The 24,963-nt window shown below is 65.3% G+C and carries 22 protein-coding genes; 3 read left to right on the top strand and 19 right to left on the bottom strand.

Features of this window, described 5'->3' with window-relative positions; genetic code table 11:
- The first annotated feature begins 3 nt into the window (after positions 1–3).
- Genes DL238_RS03260 through DL238_RS03270 form a run of 3 tightly spaced genes read left to right on the top strand, consistent with a single transcriptional unit; the run spans position 4 to position 2,646 of the window.
- A complete protein-coding gene (locus DL238_RS03260; RefSeq protein WP_115490944.1) occupies positions 4–876 on the top strand; it encodes a glycosyltransferase family 2 protein in 873 nt (290 codons plus the stop codon).
- Between the two features lie 43 nt (positions 877–919).
- Complete coding sequence (locus DL238_RS03265) at positions 920–2,038, top strand: glycosyltransferase (protein WP_234031081.1); 1,119 nt, start codon at positions 920–922, stop codon at positions 2,036–2,038.
- Positions 2,039–2,040: 2 nt separating this feature from the next.
- Complete coding sequence (locus DL238_RS03270; protein WP_115490946.1) at positions 2,041–2,646, top strand: sugar transferase; 606 nt, start codon at positions 2,041–2,043, stop codon at positions 2,644–2,646.
- Positions 2,647–2,709: 63 nt separating this feature from the next.
- Here the strand turns inward: DL238_RS03270 and DL238_RS03275 are convergent, their stop codons facing one another.
- The 19 genes from DL238_RS03275 to DL238_RS16485 form a co-directional block, all read right to left on the bottom strand.
- Positions 2,710–3,576, bottom strand: a complete 867-nt coding sequence (locus DL238_RS03275; protein ID WP_181883799.1) for an NAD-dependent epimerase/dehydratase family protein — start codon at positions 3,574–3,576, stop codon at positions 2,710–2,712.
- Between the two features lie 233 nt (positions 3,577–3,809).
- On the bottom strand, positions 3,810–4,994 hold the full coding sequence (locus tag DL238_RS03280; RefSeq protein ID WP_115490948.1) for a hypothetical protein: 1,185 nt from the start codon (positions 4,992–4,994) through the stop codon (positions 3,810–3,812).
- Positions 4,991–7,144 carry a GumC family protein gene (locus DL238_RS03285; protein WP_115490949.1) on the bottom strand — a complete coding sequence of 718 codons (2,154 nt, stop codon included), beginning with the start codon at positions 7,142–7,144 and terminating at the stop codon, positions 4,991–4,993. The genes DL238_RS03280 and DL238_RS03285 overlap by 4 nt, the downstream gene beginning before the upstream one ends.
- An 11-nt stretch (positions 7,145–7,155) precedes the next feature.
- On the bottom strand, positions 7,156–7,782 hold the full coding sequence (locus DL238_RS03290) for a polysaccharide biosynthesis/export family protein (RefSeq protein ID WP_181883800.1): 627 nt from the start codon (positions 7,780–7,782) through the stop codon (positions 7,156–7,158).
- 80 nt (positions 7,783–7,862) lie between these two features.
- Positions 7,863–9,221, bottom strand: coding sequence for an O-antigen ligase family protein (locus tag DL238_RS03295; RefSeq protein WP_181883801.1), 1,359 nt, complete (start codon positions 9,219–9,221; stop codon positions 7,863–7,865).
- A 316-nt stretch (positions 9,222–9,537) separates the two neighbouring features.
- Entirely contained in the window at positions 9,538–10,278 is a 741-nt protein-coding gene (locus tag DL238_RS03300; protein ID WP_115490952.1) for a hypothetical protein, read from the bottom strand.
- A 2-nt stretch (positions 10,279–10,280) separates the two neighbouring features.
- Entirely contained in the window at positions 10,281–10,547 is a 267-nt protein-coding gene (locus DL238_RS03305) for a spike base protein, RCAP_Rcc01079 family (protein ID WP_115490953.1), read from the bottom strand.
- A 96-nt stretch (positions 10,548–10,643) separates the two neighbouring features.
- The gene (locus tag DL238_RS03310; RefSeq protein WP_115490954.1) at positions 10,644–11,654 is read right to left on the bottom strand and encodes an NAD-dependent epimerase/dehydratase family protein; all 1,011 of its coding nucleotides are present in this window, start codon (positions 11,652–11,654) and stop codon (positions 10,644–10,646) included.
- 45 nt (positions 11,655–11,699) lie between these two features.
- Complete coding sequence (locus DL238_RS03315; RefSeq protein ID WP_115490955.1) at positions 11,700–13,001, bottom strand: nucleotide sugar dehydrogenase; 1,302 nt, start codon at positions 12,999–13,001, stop codon at positions 11,700–11,702.
- Positions 13,002–13,203: 202 nt separating this feature from the next.
- Positions 13,204–14,427 (bottom strand): nucleotidyltransferase family protein, encoded by a 1,224-nt coding sequence (locus DL238_RS03320; RefSeq protein ID WP_115490956.1) that lies wholly within the window; start codon positions 14,425–14,427, stop codon positions 13,204–13,206.
- A 29-nt stretch (positions 14,428–14,456) separates the two neighbouring features.
- On the bottom strand, positions 14,457–16,166 hold the full coding sequence (locus DL238_RS03325) for an ABC transporter ATP-binding protein (RefSeq protein ID WP_181883802.1): 1,710 nt from the start codon (positions 16,164–16,166) through the stop codon (positions 14,457–14,459).
- Between the two features lie 92 nt (positions 16,167–16,258).
- On the bottom strand, positions 16,259–17,749 hold the full coding sequence (locus DL238_RS03330) for a vanadium-dependent haloperoxidase (protein WP_115490958.1): 1,491 nt from the start codon (positions 17,747–17,749) through the stop codon (positions 16,259–16,261).
- A gap of 33 nt (positions 17,750–17,782) precedes the next feature.
- Entirely contained in the window at positions 17,783–18,268 is a 486-nt protein-coding gene (locus tag DL238_RS03335; protein ID WP_115490959.1) for a lasso peptide biosynthesis B2 protein, read from the bottom strand.
- Between the two features lie 2 nt (positions 18,269–18,270).
- The gene (locus tag DL238_RS03340; RefSeq protein WP_181883803.1) at positions 18,271–21,564 is read right to left on the bottom strand and encodes an FG-GAP-like repeat-containing protein; all 3,294 of its coding nucleotides are present in this window, start codon (positions 21,562–21,564) and stop codon (positions 18,271–18,273) included.
- Positions 21,561–22,535 (bottom strand): sulfotransferase family protein, encoded by a 975-nt coding sequence (locus DL238_RS16005; protein ID WP_181883804.1) that lies wholly within the window; start codon positions 22,533–22,535, stop codon positions 21,561–21,563. Before DL238_RS16005 ends, DL238_RS03340 begins: the two co-directional genes overlap by 4 nt.
- Complete coding sequence (locus DL238_RS03345; RefSeq protein ID WP_115490961.1) at positions 22,532–23,416, bottom strand: 2OG-Fe(II) oxygenase; 885 nt, start codon at positions 23,414–23,416, stop codon at positions 22,532–22,534. Before DL238_RS03345 ends, DL238_RS16005 begins: the two co-directional genes overlap by 4 nt.
- 11 nt (positions 23,417–23,427) lie before the next feature.
- Complete coding sequence (locus DL238_RS03350) at positions 23,428–23,712, bottom strand: PqqD family peptide modification chaperone (protein WP_115490962.1); 285 nt, start codon at positions 23,710–23,712, stop codon at positions 23,428–23,430.
- Entirely contained in the window at positions 23,712–24,668 is a 957-nt protein-coding gene (locus DL238_RS03355; RefSeq protein WP_115490963.1) for a phosphoenolpyruvate carboxykinase (ATP), read from the bottom strand. The genes DL238_RS03350 and DL238_RS03355 overlap by 1 nt, the downstream gene beginning before the upstream one ends.
- Positions 24,669–24,789: 121 nt before the next feature.
- Entirely contained in the window at positions 24,790–24,912 is a 123-nt protein-coding gene (locus tag DL238_RS16485) for a hypothetical protein (RefSeq protein ID WP_267897116.1), read from the bottom strand.
- Positions 24,913–24,963: the final 51 nt, after the last annotated feature.

The following is a 24,963-nucleotide window of genomic DNA, read 5'->3' on the forward strand; positions in this document are numbered from 1 at the left end:
GTCATGAAAGTCACCATCGGATTGCCTTTCTACAATGCCGAAAAGGACCTGCCCGATGCCATCCGGTCCATCTTTGCGCAGACCCATCAGGATTGGGAGCTGATCCTGGTAGACGACGGCTCGACCGATCGTTCGCTCGACATTGCGCGATCGGTCGACGACCCGCGCGTGCGCGTGATTTCCGATGGCGAGAACCGCCGGCTTGCCGCACGCCTCAACCAGATCGTGGACGAGGCACAGACGCCGGTCATCGTGCGCATGGATGCCGACGACCTGATGGCGACCGACCGGATCGAGCGCCAGCTGGCCGTGCTCGAAAGCATGCCGCAGGTCGACCTCGTTTCCACCGGGCTGGTGTCGATCGACGATGACGACCAGCCCTTCGGAGCCCGCAGCCACCCAGCCTCGACAATGACGCGCGAGGATCTGCTGCGCAAAGCCGGGACGGGGATCGTCCATGCCTCGGTCATCGGGCGGCGCGCGTGGTTCCAGCGCAACCGGTACGATCCGACCTATCCGAGCGCGCAGGATTACGAATTGTGGCTGCGGTCGAGCTCGAAGGACGATCTCGCCGTTCACATCATCCGCGAGCCACTCTATTTCGTCCGCGAGCTGGGCAGTGTGACCGCCGCGAAGATGTTTCGCGCCTACCGGATGGATCGTCGCTCCCTGCGCCGCAACCGACGCACCGTGGGCGAAGCGCGCTATATCCTGCGCTCGTTCCTAAAGACCGGGGCGCTGGCCGCCATCGTCGCGACCGGACGGCTCGAATGGCTGACCCGGCGCCGGTCGCAACCGATGGACGATCCCGCGCTCGCCGCGTGGGTCAGATCCGAAATTGCCAAGATCAGGGCGCATGATGTCCCGGGCCTCTGATCGCGCCCGCGGATCCCATGACCGTCCCCGGGCGGTGGTGATCATGCATTCGGTGCTCAACCTGAAATGTTTCTGGGTGCCCATTCTCGAGGCGATGTCGCGCGAGTTCGACGTGACACTTTATATCCGAAACGACATGCCCGAAGTACTCGACCGACTTTCGCTGCCCTGCCGGGTGGAGTTCATGCCGATCCACCGGCAGATCGCGCCGCTCAGGGATTTGCAGGCGATCTTCGCGATCTGGCGTCAGCTGCGGCGCGACCGGCCGCAGCTCCTGCAGACGATAACGCCCAAGGCCGGTCTGGTCGGGATGATCGCTGCCTGGCTCGCCCGCGTGCCTATTCGCATTCACACCTATCAAGGGGAGGTCTGGTGTCTTTCGACCGGTCCGAAGCGAAAGCTTCTGAAGGCGATGGACTGGCTCGTCGGTCGACTTGCGAGCGACATACTCGCCGTCAGCCAGACCGAGTTGGAATTTCTTCGGCGCGAGGGCGTGCTCGGCAAGGACCGGGGAAGGGTGCTCGGTTCCGGTTCGATATCCGGCGTGGACCTGGTCCAGTTCGATCGGTCGATCGCGCCCGATCAAGCCCTGCGCGAAGCGCTTGGCCTCGGCGGGGATGAATTCGTTTTCGTCTTCATCGGGCGCTTGCAGCGCGACAAGGGCCTCCATGTGCTGGCCAAAGCCTATGCGAGCGTCATCCGCACCGTTTCGCGCCCCACCAAGCTGATCGTAGTGGGCGAGGACGAGCAGGATCTGGGGGCGATGATGCGCGCCAGGCTGGGCGACAAGGTTGCCGTCGAGCCGTTCAGCGATCGTCCGCAGGATTACCTGCGGCTGGCCGACGCGGTCGTCCTGCCGAGCTTTCGCGAAGGGTTCGGGTCGGTCCTCATCGAAGGTGCGGCAATGGGCGTGCCCGCAGTCGCCTCGCGCATCTACGGCGTCGACTGCGCGGTGAAGGACGGGGAAACGGGCCTGCTGTTCGAGGCCGGCGATCCGGCTGCCCTTGCCGAGGCGATGACCACGCTAGTCGAGCAACCCGATCTTCGCCGCAGGCTCGGCGATGCGGCGCTGGCACGAGTGCAGAGCGACTTCGATCAGCGCAAAGTGATCGCGAATCTCGTCGCTTACTATCGCCGCCAGCTCGGCGACAGGAAGGTCTGACGATGCCGTTCTGGAAGCGATCCTTCGACCTCTTGTTCGGCCTGACGCTCGCGCTGGTGCTCGCGCCGGTGATGCTCGCGATCGGCCTTGCGATCCTGCTCGTCGATGGCGGGCCGGTGTTCTACGTTTCCGACCGGGCCAGGACACCGGACGAGACCTTCCGCCTGGTCAAGTTCCGGACGATGCGCCCCGATCCCGGCGACCGGGGCGCTTCGGGCGGCCACAAGGAGCACCGCGTAACGCGCACGGGGCGATTCCTTCGACGCTCGCGGATAGACGAACTGCCGCAGCTCTGGAACATCCTGAGAGGCGACATGAGCTTCGTCGGCCCACGTCCGCCGTTGATGTTGTATGTTCGGCGTTTTCCCGAAATCTACCGCGAGGTCCTCTCCTGTCGGCCGGGCGTTACCGGCCTCGCCTCGGTGTTCTATCACGAACACGAAGAGCGGTTGCTGCGCACGACCACCGGCGATCAGGACAACGAGACGATTTACGAACGGCGCTGCATTCCACGCAAGGCCCGGCTCGACATGATCTATGCCGAGAACCGCAGCCTGCGCTTGGACATCTGGCTGATCCTGGCCACACTTTCCCGCCGCTTCAGATAGGCAGCGAACGGCGCCTGGCGGGTTCGCGACAGGGGCGCATCTCGGGCTGAATTCTCCGGTCGCTCACGTCGCCTCGGACTGGAGACGCGCAATATCCGCGTATAGCTGCGATGGAATGCCGAATTCGTGCGCGAGGTTGTCTGTCTCGCGCAGGCGGCTGTCTCCGAACATCCGTTTCCCGGTGGCGCCGGTGATGCTCAGCAGGGGTACTCTGAGCGCTTCGGGGATGGCGACGGTCCTAAGGCCGCTGCTGGCGCGTGCGGCTTTGCGATAGGCGAAGGGCTCTGCATCGGCGGCATGGACGGTGCCGCGCCTGGGCGGGCGGGCGAGCAGCCCAAGGATGGTCTCTGCCGAAAGATCGGCCGAAATCATTGCGCGCTCGATGTCGTTGGCGGGAATAGGGAGTATCCGGGTTTTCTTCCAGAGGCGCAGCAAGCTGCCGAGCTTTCCTGGCTTCGCGAAGGAATAGACCAGCGGAAGCCGCAGGCAGGTCACCGCGAACGCGTCGTTCGACAGCTCGTTCAGCGCATCGTCGGCATCGCGCTTGGATCGACCATAATCGCTCGTCGGATTCTCCGGCGTCGACCCATCGACCAGCAGGGCATCGCCGTAGACCGAAAAGGAGGAAATATGGACGAAGTGCGCGACGCCGGCCTCCCGCGCGTGACGGGCAATCTCGCGCGGGAGCGAGACGTTCACGTGGCGCAGAAGCTCGGGCGGGCCACTGCTTTGCCCGATGCAATTTACGACCCGATCAACATTCACGAAATCGGTAGATCCGAGGTCCTCGTAGCGAGCGACAATGCGCTCTCCCTCGTGTCCCTGAGGAGAGCGAGACATGGCGACGCAATCGCGACCCAGACGCCGGGCCAGCGCGGCCCCGATCTGGCTGCCCGCGCCCACGATTGCCACTTTGGGTTCTGATATCACCACCGGCTGCTTCTAGTCCCTCAATATCGCCCCTCGTCCCACGGTCATAGCAGACCGAAGACGAACGGGTATTCTTTCCGCCAACCAGGGATTTTCGGGGGGCGTGGAAAAGTGCCTGGCCCGCGCGCCTTTCCCGGCCTCAACACCGATATCGCCTCGATGATGCGAGGATTTTCTCGCCGGAACATGGATGCAAGGTGGGCCGCGACGAGGTGGGATCCGGGTGCCCGGCCTCAGCGGATGAATACGATCGCCTCGATAGCCCCATCTATCGGCTGCGCGGTCGTCCACGCGCGACCCGCAATAGCCAGACGGACCGATTCGCAAGCGACGACCGCCGCCGGCAGATCGAGCGTGAAGCGTGCGGGGACGAAGGCACGCGTCGTCGACGGGCCTCCTTGTGCGCAGGAGACCGAAATTTCCACCTCGCCGAGCTGATCGGCCGGCTGAAGATCGTGCGCGATGCGCAGGCCGGTCACGTCGTCCGGCAGATCGAGCAGGCGCTCCGCGAGCATGCCCCCATTTCCCGGCCTGATGCGAATCGTCAGCCCGCCACCGTCGCGCGCCCGGGCATAGGCACCATACTCATCGGTCAGTCGCCAGTCGAAGGGCGGAAACTCGGCCTGCCAGTCGAGGCCGGTGTCGGACGGGCCGCCCCCGCCCGCACTGCCATCGCCATACGCGCGGTAGAGTGCGAACGCTTCGGCCACGCGACCTGTCCGTGCCAGATTGGCAATCATCGCCCGGTCGGTAACGGGGTCGATCGCCGCGCTTTGCGGAAGCGCCAGACGGATGGCGGCAAGATTGGATGCGGACTGCTCGTCGAGGGAGCTGGCAAGGAGGAAATCCTCTCGCCAGGGAGAGGGTCGAGACAGCAGCCGGACGAATTCCGCAACCAGCGTCTCGTCGCGCATGAGTTCGACCACCGACGGGGTGATCTGCCGACTGATCGAGGGCGATACCAGCAGCAGATCATTGACCGTGCGCAGAACCTCTTCGGACTGCCCGGTTTCGCTGTAATGGCGCAGCAGCGCCGATTGAGTGAAGGCATCGCGGCGGCTCAGCCGGGTGGCCGCAGCCAGAAGCTCGCCGCGACGCGCGGGCGTTGCATCCCAGGAAAGGATTGCGAGCGGCAGGGGGTTGAGCAGCGAACGATCGAGCGTATCCCGCGCGAGATCGCGTGCCTCCCCCACGCGGATAGTGTCCACTCCACCGCCCGATGCGGGCACGCGTATCGCCTGCCGCGTCAAAATCAGGGTCGGTATGGGCACCGTGTCGGAAAGGTCGGCGGCGAGTTCGGGCATGCGGTAGGCAAGTGCCATCGCCATCGAATGCTGGAGGGATGCAACGGCAGCCAGAAGCGCCATTGCAGCAACGGCGACCGGCAGGATCAGTCGGGAGCGCGGCGCTTCGGTCACGCGCCTAGCGCCGTCCCGCCCTTCGAATCGTAGTCGTATCCGTAGCCATAGCCGTAACCATAGCTGTAGCTCTCATTGCGCTTGTCCAGCTTGGTCACCACTACGCCCAGGATCTTGCCCTGCGTCGCGCGCAGTCGCGTCAACGCCTGTGTGATCGAACGGAAGGTGCTGGCATTGGCCTGTACGACATAGACGATCGCGTCCGCCGCATCGGCGAGCTGCGGGGTGTCGGCCAGGCCGAGGATCGGCGGCGCATCGAGGACGATGTAGTCGTAATGCCGCTTGAGTTCGTCCAGCACCATTTCGGTGCGTGAGGTGGCGAGGATATCGGCCGGATTGAGAGTCGACTTGCCGGCCGGGATGAAGTCGAGGTTGAACTTGTCCATCCGCACGCTGGGCAGGTTCTCCGTCTCGCCTGCCAGATAGGTCGCCATGCCGATGGCCTGCTTCGACTGGTTGAGGCGGATCGAGATGCCCTTGCGCCGCAAATCCATGTCGACGAGCAGCACCTTCTTGCCCTTGCGGGTGAAATTGTACGCCAGCGCGAGCGAACTCAAAGATTTCCCTTCATCCGGACGGGTGCTGGTGACGATGATGATCTTGTCCTCGGTCGCGGTGGCATAGTCGATCGCGACACGCGCAGAGGCATAGGCTTCGGAAAGCTGGGATTTGGGGTCGGCGAGCTGCCGGTCGATATCGTCGGGTTCGAACTTGGGGATCAGGCCCAGCAGCGGAACCTGGAGCCGCCGCCGGATTTCGGACGGGTCGCGCACGGTATCGTCCACCACATCGCGGACGAACACCAGTCCGCCGCCCGCGACCGCAGCCGCGGCCAGCGCAATCAGGAGGTTGGTGAACAGCTTGGGACTATACGGAGAAACGGGCGGTTCCGCCGCCTCGATCAGCGTCATATTGTTGCGACCGCTCGTGGCGACGCCCAACTCCTTGTACCGCTGCAACAGCGCGTTGTAGAGTTCGCGATTGGTCAGCACTTCGCGCTGGAGGATGCCGTACTCCACGCCCTGGTCCTGCTGCGCGAGATAGCGTGTCCGCGCCTGGTCGAAACGTTGTTGGAGTTCGGCTTCTTCGCGCTGAGCCGCGCGCAATTGTGCTTGGAGCGCCGAGCCGCTGAGACTCTGTTGCTCATTGAGCGCAGCCCGGAGCGAGTTGAGCTCTGCCTGTGCCGCCTCGACCTGGGAATTCTGCGGGCCAAGCGTGGTCCGCAGCCGCGCGAGCGTCGCCTCGACCTCCGAGATGCGGGTGCGTATCTCTTCCTGCCCGTTTGACTGCGAGGTCCCGACGCTGGCGGTGCTGGCGGCGGCGATCCGCCTTGCTGTGGCCTCCGCCAAGGCCTGATTGAGCGCCGCCAGCTGGTTCTCGACCAAGGTCTGCTCGGCCTGTTGGTCACCCGACGATCTCTGCTGGAGGACGACGATGCCGTTGGCATTGGCGAATTGAATCAGTTCCGCTTCCGAATTCTCGAGCCTGGCACGCAGTTCGGCAAGCTGGCTGTCCAGCTGGCGACGCGCTTCGACCGTGTCACCGAAACGCTTGTCATAATTCGCCTCGAGAAACTGCCCGGCCCAGGCGTTCGCCAGCCGGGCCGAGACCTCCGCGGATCCGCTGCGCACCGAAACATCGACTAGGTTCGACATTTCGAGCGGACTGACTTCGACATGGTTGAGCAGACTGCGCGCGACCTGGCGTTCGTTCGGGCCTGACCCTTCGGCGAAGCCCAAGGCGGCAAGGGCGGCTCGATCCTGAACCAGGTTTTCCGCCTCCACGACCCGGTCGGCGAGGAAGCGCGAGCCAAGCAGGACATATTGCGTCGCGTAATACTGGCGGTCGCGCGCCTCGCCTTCTATCGCAATTTCCTCGATCTCGGCCGCACCAGAGTCTACGCGGCTGATCTCGATCCGCGCAGTGGCAAGATATTGGGGCGTCTGCAGCAAGGTGAAAATGACGGCGAGCGTGAGCGCGATCGCGAGAATGGCGATGAGCCAGACGCGCAGCTCGATCGCACGCTGCCACAAGCGCTGCGGATCGATCATGTCGATCATGCCGGTCCCGAACGCCCGGCTTTGCTCGTTCTCCTGAGTTTCGAGTGCGGTGCGCTCCCTTGCGTCGATCAGGCCATTGGGAATAGTCATCAAGGGGGCTCTCAGTTCGTCGCCCGGTCTATCAGGACCGAGGCCGTGGCAAGGGCCGGCAGCAGTTGGAGGATCGTCTCCAGCCGCCGACGCGCCGGCGAATCGCCGACCATCACGATATCGTTGGGGTAGAGTGCCGGGTCCTGATAATTGCCGCGTTGGATGGCGCCAATGTTATAGACACCGATGTACTGTTCGCTGCCGACTTCGCGGAACACGAGCACGTCGTCCAGCTGCGCATACTTCGTGGTCCCACCGGCCGTATTGATCGCCCGCATGAGCGTGGTGGTCGAATCGACTGGGAAATTGCCAGGCTTGTTGACCTGTCCGCCTATCGAAAGCGTGGGGTGGCGATCGACGGTCGAGCGGACGATGACATCGGGATCGAGGACGAAGCGAGGCGATAGGGCCCCCTCGATCCGGTCGGCCAGTTGGCCCGGGAGGAGCCCCGCTGCGGACACGCTGCCCAGATAGGGAAATTCGAGATTTCCATCGGTATCGATAGTGTAGGTGCCGTTGAGCGACTCGTCCTGACGCACCGAAATCTCGAGGATGTCGAGCCGCCGAAGGCCGTAATAGCTTTCGGTGCTGGGGGTCGGGAGCGTTTCGAGGTCCGTGACCTCGATTTGCGGAGCCATGCCTAGGCTGCGATCGGTCGCACACGCGGCAAGCAGGGTCGACGCGCATATGATGAGCGCAATCCGCCTTACCAAATCCGTCATTCGATCCCCTCCAATTCTCGACGTGCCTTATCCCCCTTGGCTGCCGGAGGGAAGGATTGATCTGGCGTCCCGGCCCGACCAATCGCACTGCGCGAGACGACCGCGAATGTTGCGATCATCCATACCGCCAGGAACTGGAAGAGCGGCGCTCTCAACGGGTAGTCGACCGCGCTTCCCACAATCAGCGACACGACCACGCCGGCACCGGCAATCGCGAGGATACGAGCGCGCGGTCCGCCGCGCACGAGCCGCAGGATTGTCCAGCCCAGCCAGTGGAGCGCAAGCAGCGCGATCGCGAGAGCGGGCAAGCCGCCTTCGATGACGATCTGGAGCAGGTCGTTGTGCGCCTGGTTGATGTAATCGGGCATCAGCAGCGAGGATGGTTCGTGAATCTGATAGACGATTTCGAAAGAGCCCATTCCCGAGCCCCAGGGTAAATAGGTTCCTGCCATGTCCCACAAGACCGGCAGGATCTCGACCCGCATGTCGTCGAAGGTCTGTTTCATCAAGAGCTCGTCGACGCCCGCGATGCGATCGGCCGAAAGGAACAACGCCGCAATCGCGACGCCGCCGCCCAGGAGCGGAAGCGCGGTCTTCCAGCCGCCTGGCAGCTGTTGCCCTTGCCGCTCCGCGCGATCGCCTTTGCGGGCGGGCGCGTAGGACCGGGCCAACAAGGCGATGAGCGCGGAGGCGAAAAGCGCGATCACGGCCAGGCCAAGCCCCGCGCGCGATCCGTTGATCAACTGGAAGGTCAGCAGCAGGAAGAAGCCGGACCCGAGCACCGGCATATGCCAGAAGGGCCCCGAACGCGGCATGAGCGCCGCGGTCGCCGCGATCACGATCATTCCGATCGCGCTCAGCATGGCGGCGTGGTTCGCATTTGCGAGCAGGCCGACGGCAGCGCCCCGGTTGGTCACGGCATAGACGTACAGCATGCTGTCCGGGCCCAGCGTGATTTGGACGATGCCCAGCAGTGCGCTTGCGAGGATCACGGCGATCACCACTTGGATCGCTACCGGCACCGCGCTTTTTCGCATGGCAACGAATAGGAAAAGGGCAGCGAGGGGAATCGAAAGCGCCCAGAGCGCATGTTCGGTACGCCATGGAACCATCGAAAGCGGGCGCCAGCTTTCATCTCCGATGGCATCGGCCACCGCTGCCATGGGCTCTCTTCCGGCAAGCGAACGCCACAGATCGGGCGGCAGCGGAACGAGCTGCAGCAAGGTGAGGATGGCCCAGGCGGCCAGCAGCCAGAGTGGAACGCGCAGTGCGCTCCAGTCCGCATGCCACGCCCGCCACAGGCCGAAGCCTGCGGCAAGGCAGGCGAGGGGCAACAGGATCACGAGTTGCAGCATGTCGAAGCGCGAGCTGCCACCAAGGGTCGCGATGCAAAATGCGAAGAATACGGCGGCGCCTACGGCCGGGCGCGCGGTACGTTCTCCACGATCGTCAGCCGTCCGCGCCCGCTTCCTCGGGTAGCTGTCCGCAAAAAGCGCCATCGCAATCGGTATTCCCTGCCCGTGTCCCAAAGTGTCGGTGCGGCCCTATCGGCGACCCACAAAACAGTCAGACGCGCGCAGATCGTCTAGGCCGCGCGGCGTGGCGAATGTCAACCGCAGCATGGGTACAAGACGGCCTAGCCGCGCACGGGCGGTTCCTCCGACCATGTGCCTATCCGGGCAGCCGTGCCGCAACCTCCTGAGCGAAGGATCGTGCGGCCTGGCGCGCCGAGGCGATTTCCAGGCTGGAGCCGTCGAGATAGGCGACCGGCGCCAACTGTCCGGAAATCTCGAAGTTGGTGCGATTGCCCAGTCGCAGACCGGTGTAATCGGAAAAGACCACCCCGATCAACTCTACGACATGCACCGCGCCGTCGGCCACCGCGCTCGCCAGCTGGCCGCGGGTCGCCGCCCGAAAACTGATGTCATCGACGATCAGATCCTCCATCGACGAGCCGGCCGACACGGCAGGTCCCGGATCGCCCGCGTCCCACACGCCTTCGAAGGGCACGTTCGGCAGCGACGGCAGCAGGATGCCCTTCTGGTCGGTCCCGCGATAGGCAATGATGAAATCGCCGCGCGCAAGGCGTGTATCGTCGCTAAAGGCGAGCCGCCATTCATCCCCCGATCCGTCGAAGCGTGCAGGCGAGAGCGGCCGTTGGCTGTTGCTCGGCGCAACGAAATGCAGGACACCCTTGAGGTCCGCCACCCGACCGACAGGCTGGCCGTCCGCAGCGACCGGGACGGCGCCTCCCGCATCCTGGCGCAATGTCGCCCTGTCCGTCACGTCCCACACGGCGATCGCTGCCGGCTCGGCCAGCAGCCTTGCGAGCGGAGTGGGGGCCGCGCCATGACCGCCCAGCAGTGCGCGAAAGGTCCGGCGCGCGGCGCGATGGGTTCCGAAACCGAGCACGTTCAGGCCAACCCGACGATATTGGTGGCGCTGGTCCCGGTGGCGCGGATCGCGCTTGCGCGGACATCGAGTATGCCGCCGCCAGGGAACGCTGCGAACAGCACGTCTTCGGTGCCGTCCAGTGGCCGCAGGACAATATCGCCGCCGCCGCCGACGTAAATGGCTTTCGTAACCGAAGGCAATTGGGCGCTATCCGACGGGGCGATGGCGAATGCGCATGCGGCCGGCGCCATCGGGCTGTCGGCATGGCGGCGGAAACGGTCGTGCATGGGGGATGCTCCTCCTGGTCGATTGCGAAGAAGCAAATCCGTTATGCACGCCGATGCGAGTAGGAAAATGGTTTGTTGTGCGAGCGTCCCGCGGCCTCAGACCTGATAATAGTCGCGGTACCACGCCACGAATTGCCTGATCCCTTCGCGAACGTCGGTCTGCGGGGCGAAGCCGGTGAGATTGTGCAGGAGGTTGGCATCCGCCCAGGTCGCGGGAACGTCTCCCATCTGCATGTCCATGTAGTTGCGCTGAGCCGGACGACCGCACTCCTCCTCGATCGCGTCGACGAAATCTTCGAGGCGAATCTTGTCGTTGTTGCCGATATTGACGATCCGGAACGGTGCGACCGGACTCAAGCTGTCCCATTCCGGAACATCTTCGGGCGCTGCGGGCCGCTCGGGAATAGCATCGATCAGCAGACGGATGCCGTGCGCCAGATCGGTGACATAGGTGAAATCGCGGTACATCCGGCCATGATTGTAGATGTCGATCGGCTCACCATTGAGGATCCCGCGGGTGAACTTGAACAATGCCATGTCCGGCCTTCCCCATGGGCCGTAGACGGTGAAAAAGCGGAACATGGTGGTCGGCAGGTTCCACAAGTGCGCGTAGGAATGCGCCATTGCCTCGGTCGCCTTCTTGGTCGCGGCATAAAAGGTCAGCGGAGTGTCCGCCTTCTGATTTTCGTCGAAGGGCATTTGATCGTTCGCCCCATAAACCGAACTCGTCGACGCCATCAGCAGGTGATCGACCGCCAGCTCGCGCGCACATTCCATGAGATTGAAAGTGCCGACGACATTCGCGTCGAGATAGGCTCGCGGGTTCTCGAGACTGTATCGCACCCCCGCCTGTGCCGCGAGATGGACGATGACGTCGGGCTTGAACTGCGTGCACGCCGCGTTGAGCGCTTCGGCATCCTCTAGCATCGCCTCGCTCGAGGTGAAACGCGGGTTCTGCGCCAGCATCGCGTGCCGGCGCCGTTTGATCCGCACATCGTAATAGTCGGTCATCCCGTCATACCCGTGGACCGCAAAGCCTTCGGCAAGCAGTTCGCGTGCGAGATGAAAACCGATGAAGCCGGCGGTTCCAGTGATGAAGACCCTGATCTTGTCTCTCCCGATGCCCTTATCGCGCGCTTCGCGCGGCGCGCGTTACAGCGACCAATACACGTAACTCCGTGCAAACACCTGCGGATCGAGGGCCGACTTTATATCGACGAAGACCCCTCCATCGCGAAGACTGCGGCGCGTAAGTTCGACAATCTCGTCCGCATATGCACGGTGCGGAACGGCATAGACCAGCGCATCGAGCTCGGTGAATGCGTCGAGTCCGACGAGTGGCAGGCCATAGTCCGCTTCGAATTCCTCGGGCGAAGCGAGGGGATCGTGGCACATCGCATTCATCCCGAAGCCGCGCAGTTGCTCGAGCAGTTCGGCCGATTTGCTGTTGCGCACGTCGGGCACGTTTTCCTTGAACGTCGCACCCAGCACGCCGACGCGGGCGCCCTGAATGGCGACGCCTGCAGTTGCCATCTGGCGGAGCAATTCGGTGGCGATATATCGCGGCATGCCGTCGTTGATCCGCCGCCCGGCAAGGATCACTTCGGGGTGGTAGCCCAGCCGCTCTGCCTGTGCCGTCAGATAATAGGGATCGACCCCGATGCAGTGCCCCCCGACCAGTCCGGGTGTGAAGGGCAGAAAATTCCACTTCGTGCCCGCGGCTGCGAGGACGTCGGCCGTGCGAATGCCCGACAGGTGGCAGATCTTCGCCATCTCGTTCATCAGCGCGATGTTGATATCGCGCTGCGTGTTCTCGAGAACCTTGGCCGCCTCGGCCACCTTGATCGAAGAGGCGCGGTGCACGCCGGCGTCGATAATGGCTTCGTAGGTGCGCGCCACCGTCTCGAGCGTTTCCGAATCCTGGCCTGCGACGACCTTCGTGATCTGCTCGATCGTATGGACCTTGTCGCCCGGGTTGATCCTTTCAGGACTGTAGGCGAGCTTGAAATCCTTGCCTGCCTTGAGGCCCGAGACTTCCTCCAGGACGGGGCCACAGATTTCTTCGGTCGCTCCGGGATGGACGGTCGATTCGAAGACGATGATGGTGCCCGGTGCCAGGTGTTCGCCCACGGCGCGACAGGCGCTGCGCAATATCCTGAAATCGGGATTGCGGTCGACATTGATCGGAGTGGGCACCGCAACGACGACGAAATTGCAATCGGCTACGCGCCCAGCGTCGGTGCTGAATTCGAGTTCCACTTCGGCGAGCTGATCGTCCGTAAGCTCGCCCGTGGAATCGGTGCCGCCACGCAGCTCCGCCACGCGCGCTTCCGAAATATCGTAACCGATTACGCCGGAAAATTTTCGCGCGAACGCATGCGCAACGGGCAGGCCCACATACCCGAGGCCAACGACGCAGATGCGTGGATCGTGTGCGGACAAATCATCAGACATCTTATGCTTTCGCCCCGAACCGCCCAAAAGTCGCCGCCCCGCAGCGAACGCCCGGGGCCGAAATGCCAACTTGCGCGACATAGAGGAAGGCCTTCGCCAAAGTCGAGCTTGGTATTCGACGCCCGCTTCGATCGTCTTGCTGTGCCCGCCCATGCCGGCCGGTCCCACCTCGGGTCCGACTGGAACCGGGCGGGCTGCATCCTTATTCCTGTCCACGATCATCGGCCGCTTGCAGGTCCGCCGCCAGCCACTGGTGCAATTCGAGATCGCGATTCACCTCGGACCGAAAGCCTCGATCCGCCTTTCCCGCCAGAATGAGGCGGCTCCGGTCAAAGAGCCATGCCGGGTAATGCAGCCAGACAAGGCGCGCATCGGCGTCAATTCCCGTCGCTGCGGAAATCTTGGCGCGGCTCGGGCGGAGAGCGCCGGCCAGCAAGGCCAGCAGCTTGCGACCGAGTGGCCTATCTTCCTGCAGATCGCGTGCGAACTTGCGCGCTCTGATCGTATCCGGCGGAAGGACCAGCAGGGCAGCCACGTGATCGACCAGCCCTCGCGATACGGGCGCGGGATTTGATCCGGCACGTTTCGCCAAGCTGCTGTGCCGAATGAGCACCTGCGAGAGTAGCGCCTCGGTTCGCGCCAAGCCGAAGGATTGCGCGGCGCGGGCGAACTCGTCGCGCAGTTCGGGGTAACGCGCATGGAGAAAGGCGAGATCGGCGAGCACGAGTGGTCCGCAATCGAACCGGGACTTGAGTCCGGCATGCAGCAGGAGGTGGCAATAAAGCGGGATCGGCGCAGCGCATCGCACCGGCTTTGCCGCGATGTCATGATCCTGGGCGGTTTCCAGAAGCATGCTGGCCAGCGCACGAAAGTCGAACCGGTCGGTGCGGATCAGGGCACGATGCACTTCCACCGCAAGCCCGGATCGCGGGTGGCGCAGGAGCGGCATCTGATAGGCTGCGGAAGTGATTTCTTCCGGGACGCCGGGAAGCCTGCGATACCCCATCGACATGATGATCCGCTGCGCCCTTTCGGCATCTGGCGGTCGAACGAGAAGGTCAAGATCGCGCAGTGGCCTCTGCCCTCCTTCGGGGTAGGCAACCAGGTTGAGCGCCGCGCCTTTCAGAAACACGTGATCGATCGACTCGTCGCGCAGTGCGCCGCCGATGACGACCATCGCGGCTTGCCAGGCGAGCCATCGGCGCGACTGCTTTCTGAAAGCACGCTCGCAAGCCGCCGCGAAATCGTCTGGGAAATCGCCCGGCGCGGCGTCGCGTATCACGCAGTGCAGCAGCGCGCGAAGCCGGTGCTCGCGCGCGGTCTGCGCGATCCAGTTCCATTGCTCGGCTTCGAGATTGGGCTGCGGCGCGCGCCCATGCGGCGCGCCGCAGAGCCAGTCGAACAGCGCGCTGCGGGCTTCGATCATGGCACTATGTCCGTGCGGCGATTCGTGCGTCACGGGGCCGCCAATTCGACCACCCGGTCGGCAAAGGACCAACCCTGGCTGCGGTGCGTGACATAAATCAGGGTGGGGCGACCGGAATGATCAGCAAGCCGCGCGACGATCCGGTCGGCGCCCTCCTCGTCCACCGCGCTCAGCGCTTCGTCGAGGATCAGGAGCCGTGGTTTGGCAAGCAGCGCGCGGGCCAGGCACAGCCGCTGGCGTTCCCCGCCCGACAGGGCCTGCCCACGTTCGCCCACGCGCGTTTCGAGCCCGTCGGGCAAGGCGGCAATCGCCTCCCCCATCTCCGCCCGATCGAGAGCTTCGTCGATGTCGTCCGGGCCTGGCGCAGCGGTGAACCATCGCAGGTTCTCCGCAATCGTCGCATCGAACAGGAACGGATCCTGCGGCAGGTAGGCGATGTCCTCGCGCCAGCGACGCCAGTCGGCCTCGCTGTGCAATTTCTCACCATCGACCCGGACCGAGCCCCTCGTCGCCGGAAGCAGCCCGGTGGCGATATCGAGCAGTGTGGTCTTGCCCACGCCCGACGGCCCCGCAAGCGCCACGAATTCACCCGGCTGCGCGTGGAGCGATGCACCACGCAGCGTCCACTCGCCTTCGCGGTGCGCATACCAGACCTCTTCCACCGCGATGCTCGCGGGGCCCGAGCGTCGCGCAAGGGTCGAAGGCCGGGCAGGAGCAGGTGCCGGTGCGGCCTCCCCGCCGAGCGCCGTGAGTGTCTCGCGCATGGCGGCGAGAGCGGGCAGCATGCTTGCGATGGCTTCTGCGGCCTGCAAGATCTGCTGCCCGGACCCCGCGATGCGGACCACGATGATGACCACGACCAGCAGAACCGGCAGCGACAGATCCATTGCGAAGAAGCCGGTCAGCAAGGTCGCGGCGACCGCTCCGGCAGAGACCAGCTGCAAGGTGCCGCGCATGGCGGACTGGAGCCGGGTGAAGGAGAGCTGGTTTTCGCGCACCAGATCGGTCGCGGCGATCAACTCACGGTTGAACGCCTCTTCCGCATTGTTGAGCCGCGCCAGCTTCTGCCCGCTGAGCAGGTTGCCGAGCGTGCCATGCAGGTGGCGGCCGGTGCCCGTCATGCCCGTGCCGCGGCGGTTCGCCCGCCGCAGCATCGGCATGCCGAGCCAGTAGAACGTGCCGAGCAGAGCGATCACGAAGACCAGCATTGCGGGCGAGAGCGCGGCCAGCACCGCCAGCTGCGCGACGACCACCGCAATCGTGGCACCGCAGCGCATCAGTCGATCATGGCCGATTGCGAGGCGGGAAACGTCCGACAGCACCGTATGCTCGAGGTCCGCCCGGCGCTGCGCGACGATCGCCTTCCACGGCGCATGACGGATGGCGTCGAACAAAATCCGGCGCCAGTGATCGACATATTCGAGTGTGAGGCGCCGCAGATAGACGTCGCGATGGTAGATCGTGAGCGCGCGCAGTACGATCAGCGCGAGGAACGCCGCAGTCACTGCAAGCGCCTTGGCGAGCGCGGTTTCGAGGCCGAAATCCGCGAAAATCTGGTCGAGGCTCACCCCGCCGAACCGGCCCCCGTCGCCGATCGCGGCGGAAAATAGCGGCACCAGCGCAACGACACCAACGGCCTCCAGAACCGCACCTAGGGCGACCAGAAAGGCGCACAGCAGCAGGCGAGAGCCCGCGAAGGCGCGAAAGTCCGACACATAGAAGGTGAACTGGCCGAGCACCGCGGGAATCCTACGCGCGCAGGCCGCAGGAATGGGAGGCAATGCTCATACCGATGCCATACGAGGTGCGACGACTTGTACCTTTTGCACCCTTACGCATGGCCGAAGAGGTCCTGTGCGCGCTGGTGCACCGCCTGGCCAACGCTGCGCCCCATCTTCAGGCCTTCGATATTGTCCGCCTGGATGTGGTAGCCCCCCATGATCCGGCTGATGCCCGCCATCTCGGCCGCCCCGGTGAGCGTGGGCAGCCACAGGGTCACGTCCGGACCCAAAGCATCGGGCTCGGTAATCTCGCCGGGTCGGCGGACCAGCTCCACCTCCAGCCGGTCCGATCCGGTGAACAGGCGCATGGTCTCCGCGCAGGCCGCGCTGACGGTCGAATGGCCCGAGACGTAGCTGGGGAAGGGCGGGCTGACGAAGACGTAAGGGGAGTAGGGATACCACTCGCTCCCCTTCATCACGATCACCCCCCTGCCGGGTCCGCCCCACCCCCGGATCGTGCGATCGCCGTAATAGTGGCGCACCAGCGTCCACGGCCGCGAGGTATCCCAATGGCGCTTCGAATCCCACGACGCGACGAAGGCATCGTGCGCGCACTGGCCGACCTGGAAGAACAGCTTCACGTCGCGGTCCAGATCGTAGCCGTCGCGGCGCGAGATATCCTGCGCGAAGCGCAGCCAGTGACCCGACTGCCCGGTCGATCCGGGCCCGTCGCGCATGAATTCGACGATCGCCTTCTGCCGGTCGGTCAGCCCTGCATTATAGGCGAGCACCTCGTCGACCTCCGCCCTGAGCCGATCCGATCCCACGCGCGGCGGTTCGGGCGCGCGGAACTGGTCGGGGCGGGTGAGCGCGAAGGTTTCGACCCTGTACCAGTGCGGGGTGAGGAAGCCGGGCGCGAAGGTAGAGCCATCGGCGCGGCGGAAGGTGATGGGCTGCCACCGGTCGGGATTCCAGACCTTGTCCGGCGGGTTGACCGGGACATAGCCGGTATAGTCCGAATAGGGCGCCCCGGCCGATCCGGGCTCGTCGCCCAGCTGGTTCGCGCCATCCGAATGGCGGGCGGCACAAAGCCGCTCCGCCACGAGCACGCCGATCCCCGCCGCGCTTGTGCGCGAGGCGACGCCCATCGCGGGATCGTAGCCGAACCGCCGCAGGGCCACGTCGACCATTGCGCGCGATTCGGGATAGATATCCATCAGCGCGCAGGCGGCAGCGTAGCTGATCGCGGCTTCCCTGTTCTCCCGCGTGCGCAGCGCCTCGGGCTGGCGCAGCGAACCGCCGAACATTGCGCCGCGTGCGCGATCGTCGAACGGTGCCCAAGCCTCGTACATCGCGGCGGTCACAAGGGCCATCGCGCGGGCGAGGATAGTCGGCCGGGCGGAGTGCCGCTCCACGTCGCGCACCGCCACGTCGAGCAGCACGTCGAGCCAGTGATAGACGAGCGACTGGCCCGGCCCGCCGACGGAGGTTCCGGCATGCTGGAAACGCCCCTGCGCGCCAAGCGCGCGGTGCGGGAGCATGGTCCCGGCGACGGCCACGCCCATCGCGCTTCCCGACCTCAGAAAAAACCGACGGTCCATCTCGCCATTCCCCCTCAATTCGCGTGGCCGGGCCTACCTGCCCGCCTCGTCCATGGCGCCATTCGGGGCCCCACGGGCGGGCACGAAGGCGCGGTAGGTCTCGCGCTCCTTGCGCCCGACGACGCAGCTCTCGCCGACCATCAGCCAGGCATGCAGGTCCATCGAGGGCGTTTCGCCACTGCGCCTTGCGCCGATCACGATGTGCGAGCCGATGCCGCGGCGCGAGAGCATGGCCGAGGCCGCGAGCGCGCGTGGCAGGCACTTGACCTGCCACGGGAAGGCGTCCCCGATCCGCTCGACCTGCTTGCCGAGCCCGCGCGCCCGTTCCCGCGCACCCGCCGGAAATGCGGCATCGTATCCCGGCTTGCGGCGCAGGAGGCTGCGCCAGTGGCGGGTCGGAACGAAGGTGACGAGGCCTTGCGCGAGGAGCAGCGCGACCCCCGTCTCGAGGCGCGAACCAAGGCTGCGGACCTTCCGGAAGGGCCTCGCCGGACCCCGGCCGATGGTGCGGTGCTCCATCGTCAGGCCCCGGCGGCGCGGGTGACGACGATCTCGCCCCCGGCCAGCGCCTCGGGCCGGATGCGCGAGCGCGATCCGTCGGGCCAGTCGACCACGATCAGCGACACGTTGCGCGCGCGGCCCAGCCCGAAATGCGCGGCGATCGGGTCGAAGGACTGATAGCCGCCACTCGCCTTGACCGGGCGCACCTGGCACGGGCCGACGCGCACCCGCGTGGCGCCATTCGTGCAGATCGTCACACGCGCGCCGATCGCCATGCTGTTGCCCCCGGGCTGGCGCAGGTGGACCAGCAGCCCGCGACCGGCCGGGCGATCGTTGCGATGGGCGATCACATTGGGGCCGGATAGCGACCGCACGAGGTCGACATCGCCGTCGCGGTCGAAATCGAGCCGCGCCGCGCTGAGCGAAGGGATCGGATCGTCGAGGCCGAAGGCGGCGCTCGCATCCTCGAACCGGCCTTCGACATTGCGATAGAAGGTGTTGCGATCATCCTCGGGCGTGCGGGACCAGAAGCCGGACATCACGAGCAGGTCCTGCCAGCCGTCCTGATCGAGATCGGTAAAGCGTGCATCCCAGGTCCAGCCGGGCCGATCGACGCCCTGCGGGGCGGCCACTTCGTCGAATCCGCCGCCCGCACGCCCGGTCAGCAAAATATTGCGATCGAAATAGCTGGGGCCGAGCGCCTTTTCGAGCTCTTCCGCGCTAGTCTGGGGTTTCTGGCGCAGCAGCAGCGAGTCGCAGAGCTCGAGGAAGCGGGGGTTCTTGCCCATATCGCGCCGGCACCGGGCGTGCAGCGCCCGGTCGGGAGCGTCGCTGCGCTCGGCGGAGTAATATTGCGTGAAGGCGCGCGCCGCGCACTGGACCTGCAGGCCCGGGTCGCGGAAGGTTTCGCAGCCCGATTGGAGCCCGGTCTGGTATCCGCCCTTGAGCTGCGAGATTTCGTTCAACCGCCCGACGCAGGCCTTCCGGGCGCGCGCATCCCAGCGCTCGTCCGCGCCGATCTGCTCGCAGATCGTGGTCAGGTTCGCGATTCGCTCCGCGGTCGAGCCCGACTGGTCGGCGGATGCGATCTGCCCGCCGTAATAGTCGGGGATCAGGTCGTTGTTGATGTCGCCTTCGTCGTAACTCATCGACGTGCGCAAGCGGTACGGGAAGGGCACGGCCGTGCCGCGCGCCGAACTCATGACGCCGTTCGCGTCGAACATCTGGAACTCGTCGGTCCACGCGACATCGTCGCCCGAAAGCAGGTCGATCGTCCCGTTGCGGTCGAAATCGCTCGCCAGCAATGTCAGGGTCTGCCCGGGGAAATCGCCGAAGGAGCGCCGCTCGAACGTGCCGTCGCCCTGGCCGAGGAGCAGGAAATTCTGCTGGCTTTCGGCGGTATGGCGGCCGAACCCGGGCGAGGACAGGCCAATGCCCGCATTGCCCAGCGCGATGTCGAGGATGCCGTCGCGATTGAAATCGGCGAAGGCGACCGACTGCGTGAGCGCGCGATCGTCGCCTTCCAGCTTGACCGATGCGGCGGCATCGAAGCTGCCGTCGCGGTTCCAGAACAGGTAATTGCCCTTGTTCTGGGTCGAGACGAACAGGTCGAGCGCGGCATCGCCGTTCAGGTCCGCCAGCGCCACCGCATGCACGATCGCGTCGTCGACCGGGCCGAGATCGGTCTGCTGGCGAACGAATTTGCCACCGATATTGGCATAGATCGCGGCGCCGGTACCGAGGAAGCTCTTGCGCAGCACGAGGTCGGCCCAGCCGTCGCCATGAATATCGCCCGCTGCCACGCCACCGTCGAACTGGTGGAAGAAGGACCGCGCCATCGAATGGAGCGGCTCGGCGATTCCGATGCCGAGGTCGCGACCCACGATGCGGGTGAAGACCGGCCCCTGTGCCGTCGCCGCCTGATTGGCGCCCAGGGGCAGGGAGAGGAGGCCCGAAATGCGCGCGCCGTCGTGGGTGAAGGCAATCGCTTCGCCGCGCACCGCCTGCGCGTCGAGTTGCGGCTGGAGCTCGGTCAGGGGCGTGGCGCGCTCCGTATCGGGCGCCTCGGGCCAGGCGACCACCGGGTTGTTCGCCACCAGCGTGCGATAGCTTGCCATGCGAAAATCGCGCGCCGGCCCGCCAAGAATCTGGGCGAGCAGGCCCGCGCACACGGCCGCGGCGACGACCATCAGCCAGATCGAGACCGCCGTGCGCCACGAAATCGCGCGGCCGATCACGATGAAGGCGTAGACGCTGAAGGATCCCAGCGCGACCACCGCCGTGGCGCCGTAGGAATCCTTCATCCCGATGCTCAGCAGAATCGCGGTGAGGATCACGTCGAGCGCGATCGGCGCGGGCGCGAAGCTGAGGAACAGCGCGGCGAGCAGCATGCCCAGCGCAAGCGCTGCGTAGCTTCCGCCGGGAAGGACGCCGACGAAGGCGTAGGGGCTGAAGACTTCGACGAACAGCGCGCCCAGCAGGGCCGCCGCGAACATCATCGGGACGGTGACGATGAAGATGAAGAACAGGTTGCGCGCGTAGTTGCGCACGAACCATTGCAGCGTGGCGAGAGGGCCGTATTCCCCGGCCTCGTAATCCTTGGGCGCCAGGTTGCGCATCAGCCAGCCCGACAGGCCGCCCAGCTTCTGGTCGATCGCGCCCGTGGCGCGCCCCTCGAACGTCGCGTTGGTTTCGTCGCGCAGGAGGAAGCGGCAGATCAGCGGCACGCCGACAAGCACCATCATGAGCGATGCGAACAGCTTGACCGCCGCCACCTGCAACGGGAGCAGGGCGAAGCTCATCGTGACAACGATCACGTTCAGCGTCGGACTGGCGAGCATCGCGGACAGCGTCGTTTCCAGCCGCAGCCGCCCGGTATGCAGGCCCAGCGCGATCGGCACCGCGCAGTTCACGCACACGCCCAGCGGCGCGCCGATGACCGCGCCCATCGCCGAATTGGCGAAGCCGTTGCGGAAGGAGCGCTTCTGCAACAGCGACAGCAGCGTGAGCGCCATCGCGCCGAACAGCACGCCGAAGGTCATGCCCTTCAGGTTGGTCACGATCCAGTTGATCGTATTGGCCCACAGGACCGAGAGGAAGCTGGCGCCCGGGATCACTTCGATCGCGATGTCGAAGGACAGGCCCGAGAGCGGCGTGTCGGCACCCATCAGCGCCTTTTCGCTGAGCGAGGGATAGCGGCTGCTCGACCAGAAGAAGAGCGCGAGCGCGACGGTCAGCGCGATCACCAGCAGCAGGCGGTAGTCGGGCTTCTTCTCGCCCGTCAGGTCCAAGGTGGGAAAGACCGCCTGGTTCATGCGCAATTCTCGATCGGGTTGTGAAGCGTGGAGCGGCGGGCTTCCCGGGCGCGCGCCATCGGGGAATGATGCCGGCGCACGATGGCGAGCAGATCGGCATGCCGCGCGGCGAAACCTGCCAGTCTTTCGCCGGGGGCTGGCGTATATTCGCGTGCCTGACCGACCCAGCGCGCCTTCGCATCGCCCGCGCTCGACCAGCGCGGCCCCCCGTGTCGATCGAGGCCGAGATGGTCGAGGATGTCCGGATACGCGTCCGCGAGGTCGTCGTAGTCGACGCGCAATACGGTGTCGGGGGCGGTCTGCATGGCGGACACCGAACGGATGTAGCGATCCGCCGCGATCAGAAGCGACCGGTCCTCCTCCAGCGGGCGCAGCTCGGGCAGGAGGGCGGAGGGCTGGCGCTCCCCTTGCGCCCGCAGGCTCACGCTCGGACTGCGGTCGAGCGATTCGAGCACCGCCAGCGGCTCGCGGTGAAGCGCAAGGGCCCGTGCACCCGGCATCGCTTCGAGGAGCGCGGGCATGAAGGGATTGAGGCTGCTGCTGAGTTTGAGAACCAGCCGCTTGCCCATTGCCTTCGCCCGCAACCGCCAGGGCTCGAGCATGGCGAGCGACACCCGCATCGCGGCGGGCCCCTGTTCGATTGCGGCAAAGCGGCCATGCAGCGCCGCAAAGAACGGCGGCTCGCTGAGCACCAGCGCGTCCTCGTGCTGCGCGATATTGCGCGCGAGCAGCGTGGAGCCGCAGCGCGACACCTGGAAGATGACCGATATGTCGGAATAGTCGGGCTGCGGCGCGACCTGCCTCGGCAACCATTGGGCGAGCGGCGCCATGCTCCGGTCCCGGGCATCGCGCGGCAGCCCCTCACGGAAGAACGGCGCGGCGGCATCCATCGCGGCAGGGTCGGCCATCGAGACGAAGAGATGCCTGCCCGGCTGTTCCACATACACCGGAAGATGCGCCGGATCGCTCACGGGTAGGTCCATTCCAGCGTGTCGGCAGGTTTCCACAAATGGCCGCTGACCGCGAAACGCCCGTCGGCAAAGCGGTTGCCGGGCACGCGCGTCGGGCCGACCGCGTGAAAATACCAGCTGGGGAAGGCGACGAAGCGGTTGGGCCGTGGGACGACCTTGGTGAAGAAATTCTCGGCCGCCCTGCCGTTGGCCGGATCGGAATCGAATATGAAAAGCTCGCCGCCCGAGAAGCGCGGCGGATCGGCGCCGAAGTAATAGAGCCAGGTGATTGCGCGCCCGGCATCGTTCGGCCCTTCCAGATTGTCGCGATGCAGGTTGAAGAAGCCGCCATCGACATGGTTGGTCAGCTTGATGCCCGACTTTTCGATGGTGAAGGTGGGCATGCGCAGCGCGGACTGGAAACGGGCGAGATTGCTTGCGATGAAGTCGAGGAAGAACTGGCGCTTCACCTCGAAGTTCGCGGTCCACAGAGTTTCCCGCTTCTGCGGATCATAGGGGCCTCCCCGCCGCGAGATGCCGGCCTTGCCGAACTTCGTCTCCAGCGAACAGGCATGACGATACAGCGCCTCCATCTCGTCGCGCGGCAACAGATCGTCGATGACGATCAGCGGCGCGACGCTGGTTGCGTTCTCGCTTTTGAGCCCGGGTGGGATCGCGAGAATGTCCGGCATGGTATCGATCGCCAGATGCGCGCGGATGGCCTCGCGCGCGTCGGCGATCCTGCCGCTGCGCCGGAGGAGGTTGGCGCGCATCATGTGCCCTTCGTCCGGGGCCGTCCCGGAAGCGATCTTCTTGTCGAGCTGTGCGAGAAGCGCGGCGTTGATATGCGCATCGCCGATGCGGTCGAGTGTCGCGTACCGGGTTCGGGCGGCTTCGTGCATGCTGCCTGCGATCAGTCGACGGGTGCGATCAGGCTGTGATCGCGCAGATCGGTGAGGAATGCGCAGACCTGCGCTTCGCAAGCCTCTTGCGGGATATCGTAGAGCGTCTGCAGCTCGCGCACGATCTCTCCGACCGATTTCTTGCCGTCGAGCCGCTCCCAGATTGCGCTGCCCGTGGCGTTGAGCTCGACGAACTGGCCACGCTCGATCGACATGAGCACTTTGGTGTCGTCGATGTCCGAGACCAGCACATCGTGCGCCGGAACATAGACCCGCTCGCTCGCGCCTGATTCCATCACCCTTCCATCCCCTGCCCCGACCGTGGCGACCGTGCGATCGCCGCGTGCCGAATCCGTGCTTCGGCCAGGAGCTGCTCGACAATGTCGACGATTTCTGCGCGCGAGTCACGCTCGGCAGGGCGCGCTATCCGCCAGACCGGGATCGCGTTCGCCAGCTCGTTCCAGCGTGCGAAAAGCGAGGGTGCGACATCGTCGGTAATGCAGCGTTTGCGGAAGGTATTCTCGCGCAGCTCGGCGAGCGCCTGTGTGGCCGACAGCCGCCTGACGTCCACCTCGCGACTTGCGCCGGGCTTCGCGATCACCACGATCCCCGCCAGCGGCACGGGCGCGGTGGCAAAGCGGCTTGCGGTCCCGATAATGGCCTTGCCGCTGGGGCATGTGCCTTCTCTCGGCAGACAGCTGTAAAGCGGAAGCGCGGCCAGCGACTGTTCGGCGAGCTTGGTCGACGGCGGACCGGGGTGGACCAGGAATTGCGGCGCATCGCCGATGACGCTGACATCGTCGCCCAGCGTCGTTCCGTCCCGTTCGAGCATATGCGCGGCGATGGTCGATTTGCCCGCTCCCGATGGCCCGCAGATGAGCAGTGCCCGGCCATCCCTGCAAATGCTCGCGCCGTGCAGCGCCACTCTGCCGCGCTGCTGGTGGATCACCGCGCATCCGCTGCCGAGAATATGCGCCGCCATGTCCTGCGCGCTGCCGGTGGAGGCAAGCTCGTAACGTATGTGTCTGCCCTCGTGGATATGCATGCGGCCCACACCGCGCGTCCGCATCAGAACCTCGCCGGGGGCGGCTTCGTAATACCGGCGTTTAATCGTCGGTTTTGCCAGCTTTTCGGGAACCGATCCCGCCGTCACGATGACCGGATCGCCCGAAGCATGGCTCGCGCCATCCGCCTCCAGAAGAAGCGGCAGCTCGCTCTCGATCGTCAGGTCGTGAACGCGGAAACGTGGCATCGGATCGTAGCGGAAAGGTTACGGAAAACGGGCTCAGGACCGTACGAGCCGCTTGGCTCTCAGGCCGACGGTAACCTGATCCGTTTCGGACGCAGCGGACTGGCGTCCGTCCGACAACCGTTCAGGATGGAAACCCGTCGAAATCTTCGTCCACTGTCGGACCGATCTGGCTTCGAACGTCGCTGGTCATCGCTACCACTGTCAGCGTGGGCTCGACCCACGTCTGCTTTTCTGTGGCTGGCATCTGCTGCATCATCCCACGTATACCCCAGTTTACACCCCAGTTATCGCCGTC

Origin of the sequence: Alteriqipengyuania lutimaris, assembly GCF_003363135.1 — a bacterium.
Classification (GTDB): Bacteria; Pseudomonadota; Alphaproteobacteria; order Sphingomonadales; family Sphingomonadaceae; genus Alteriqipengyuania; species Alteriqipengyuania lutimaris.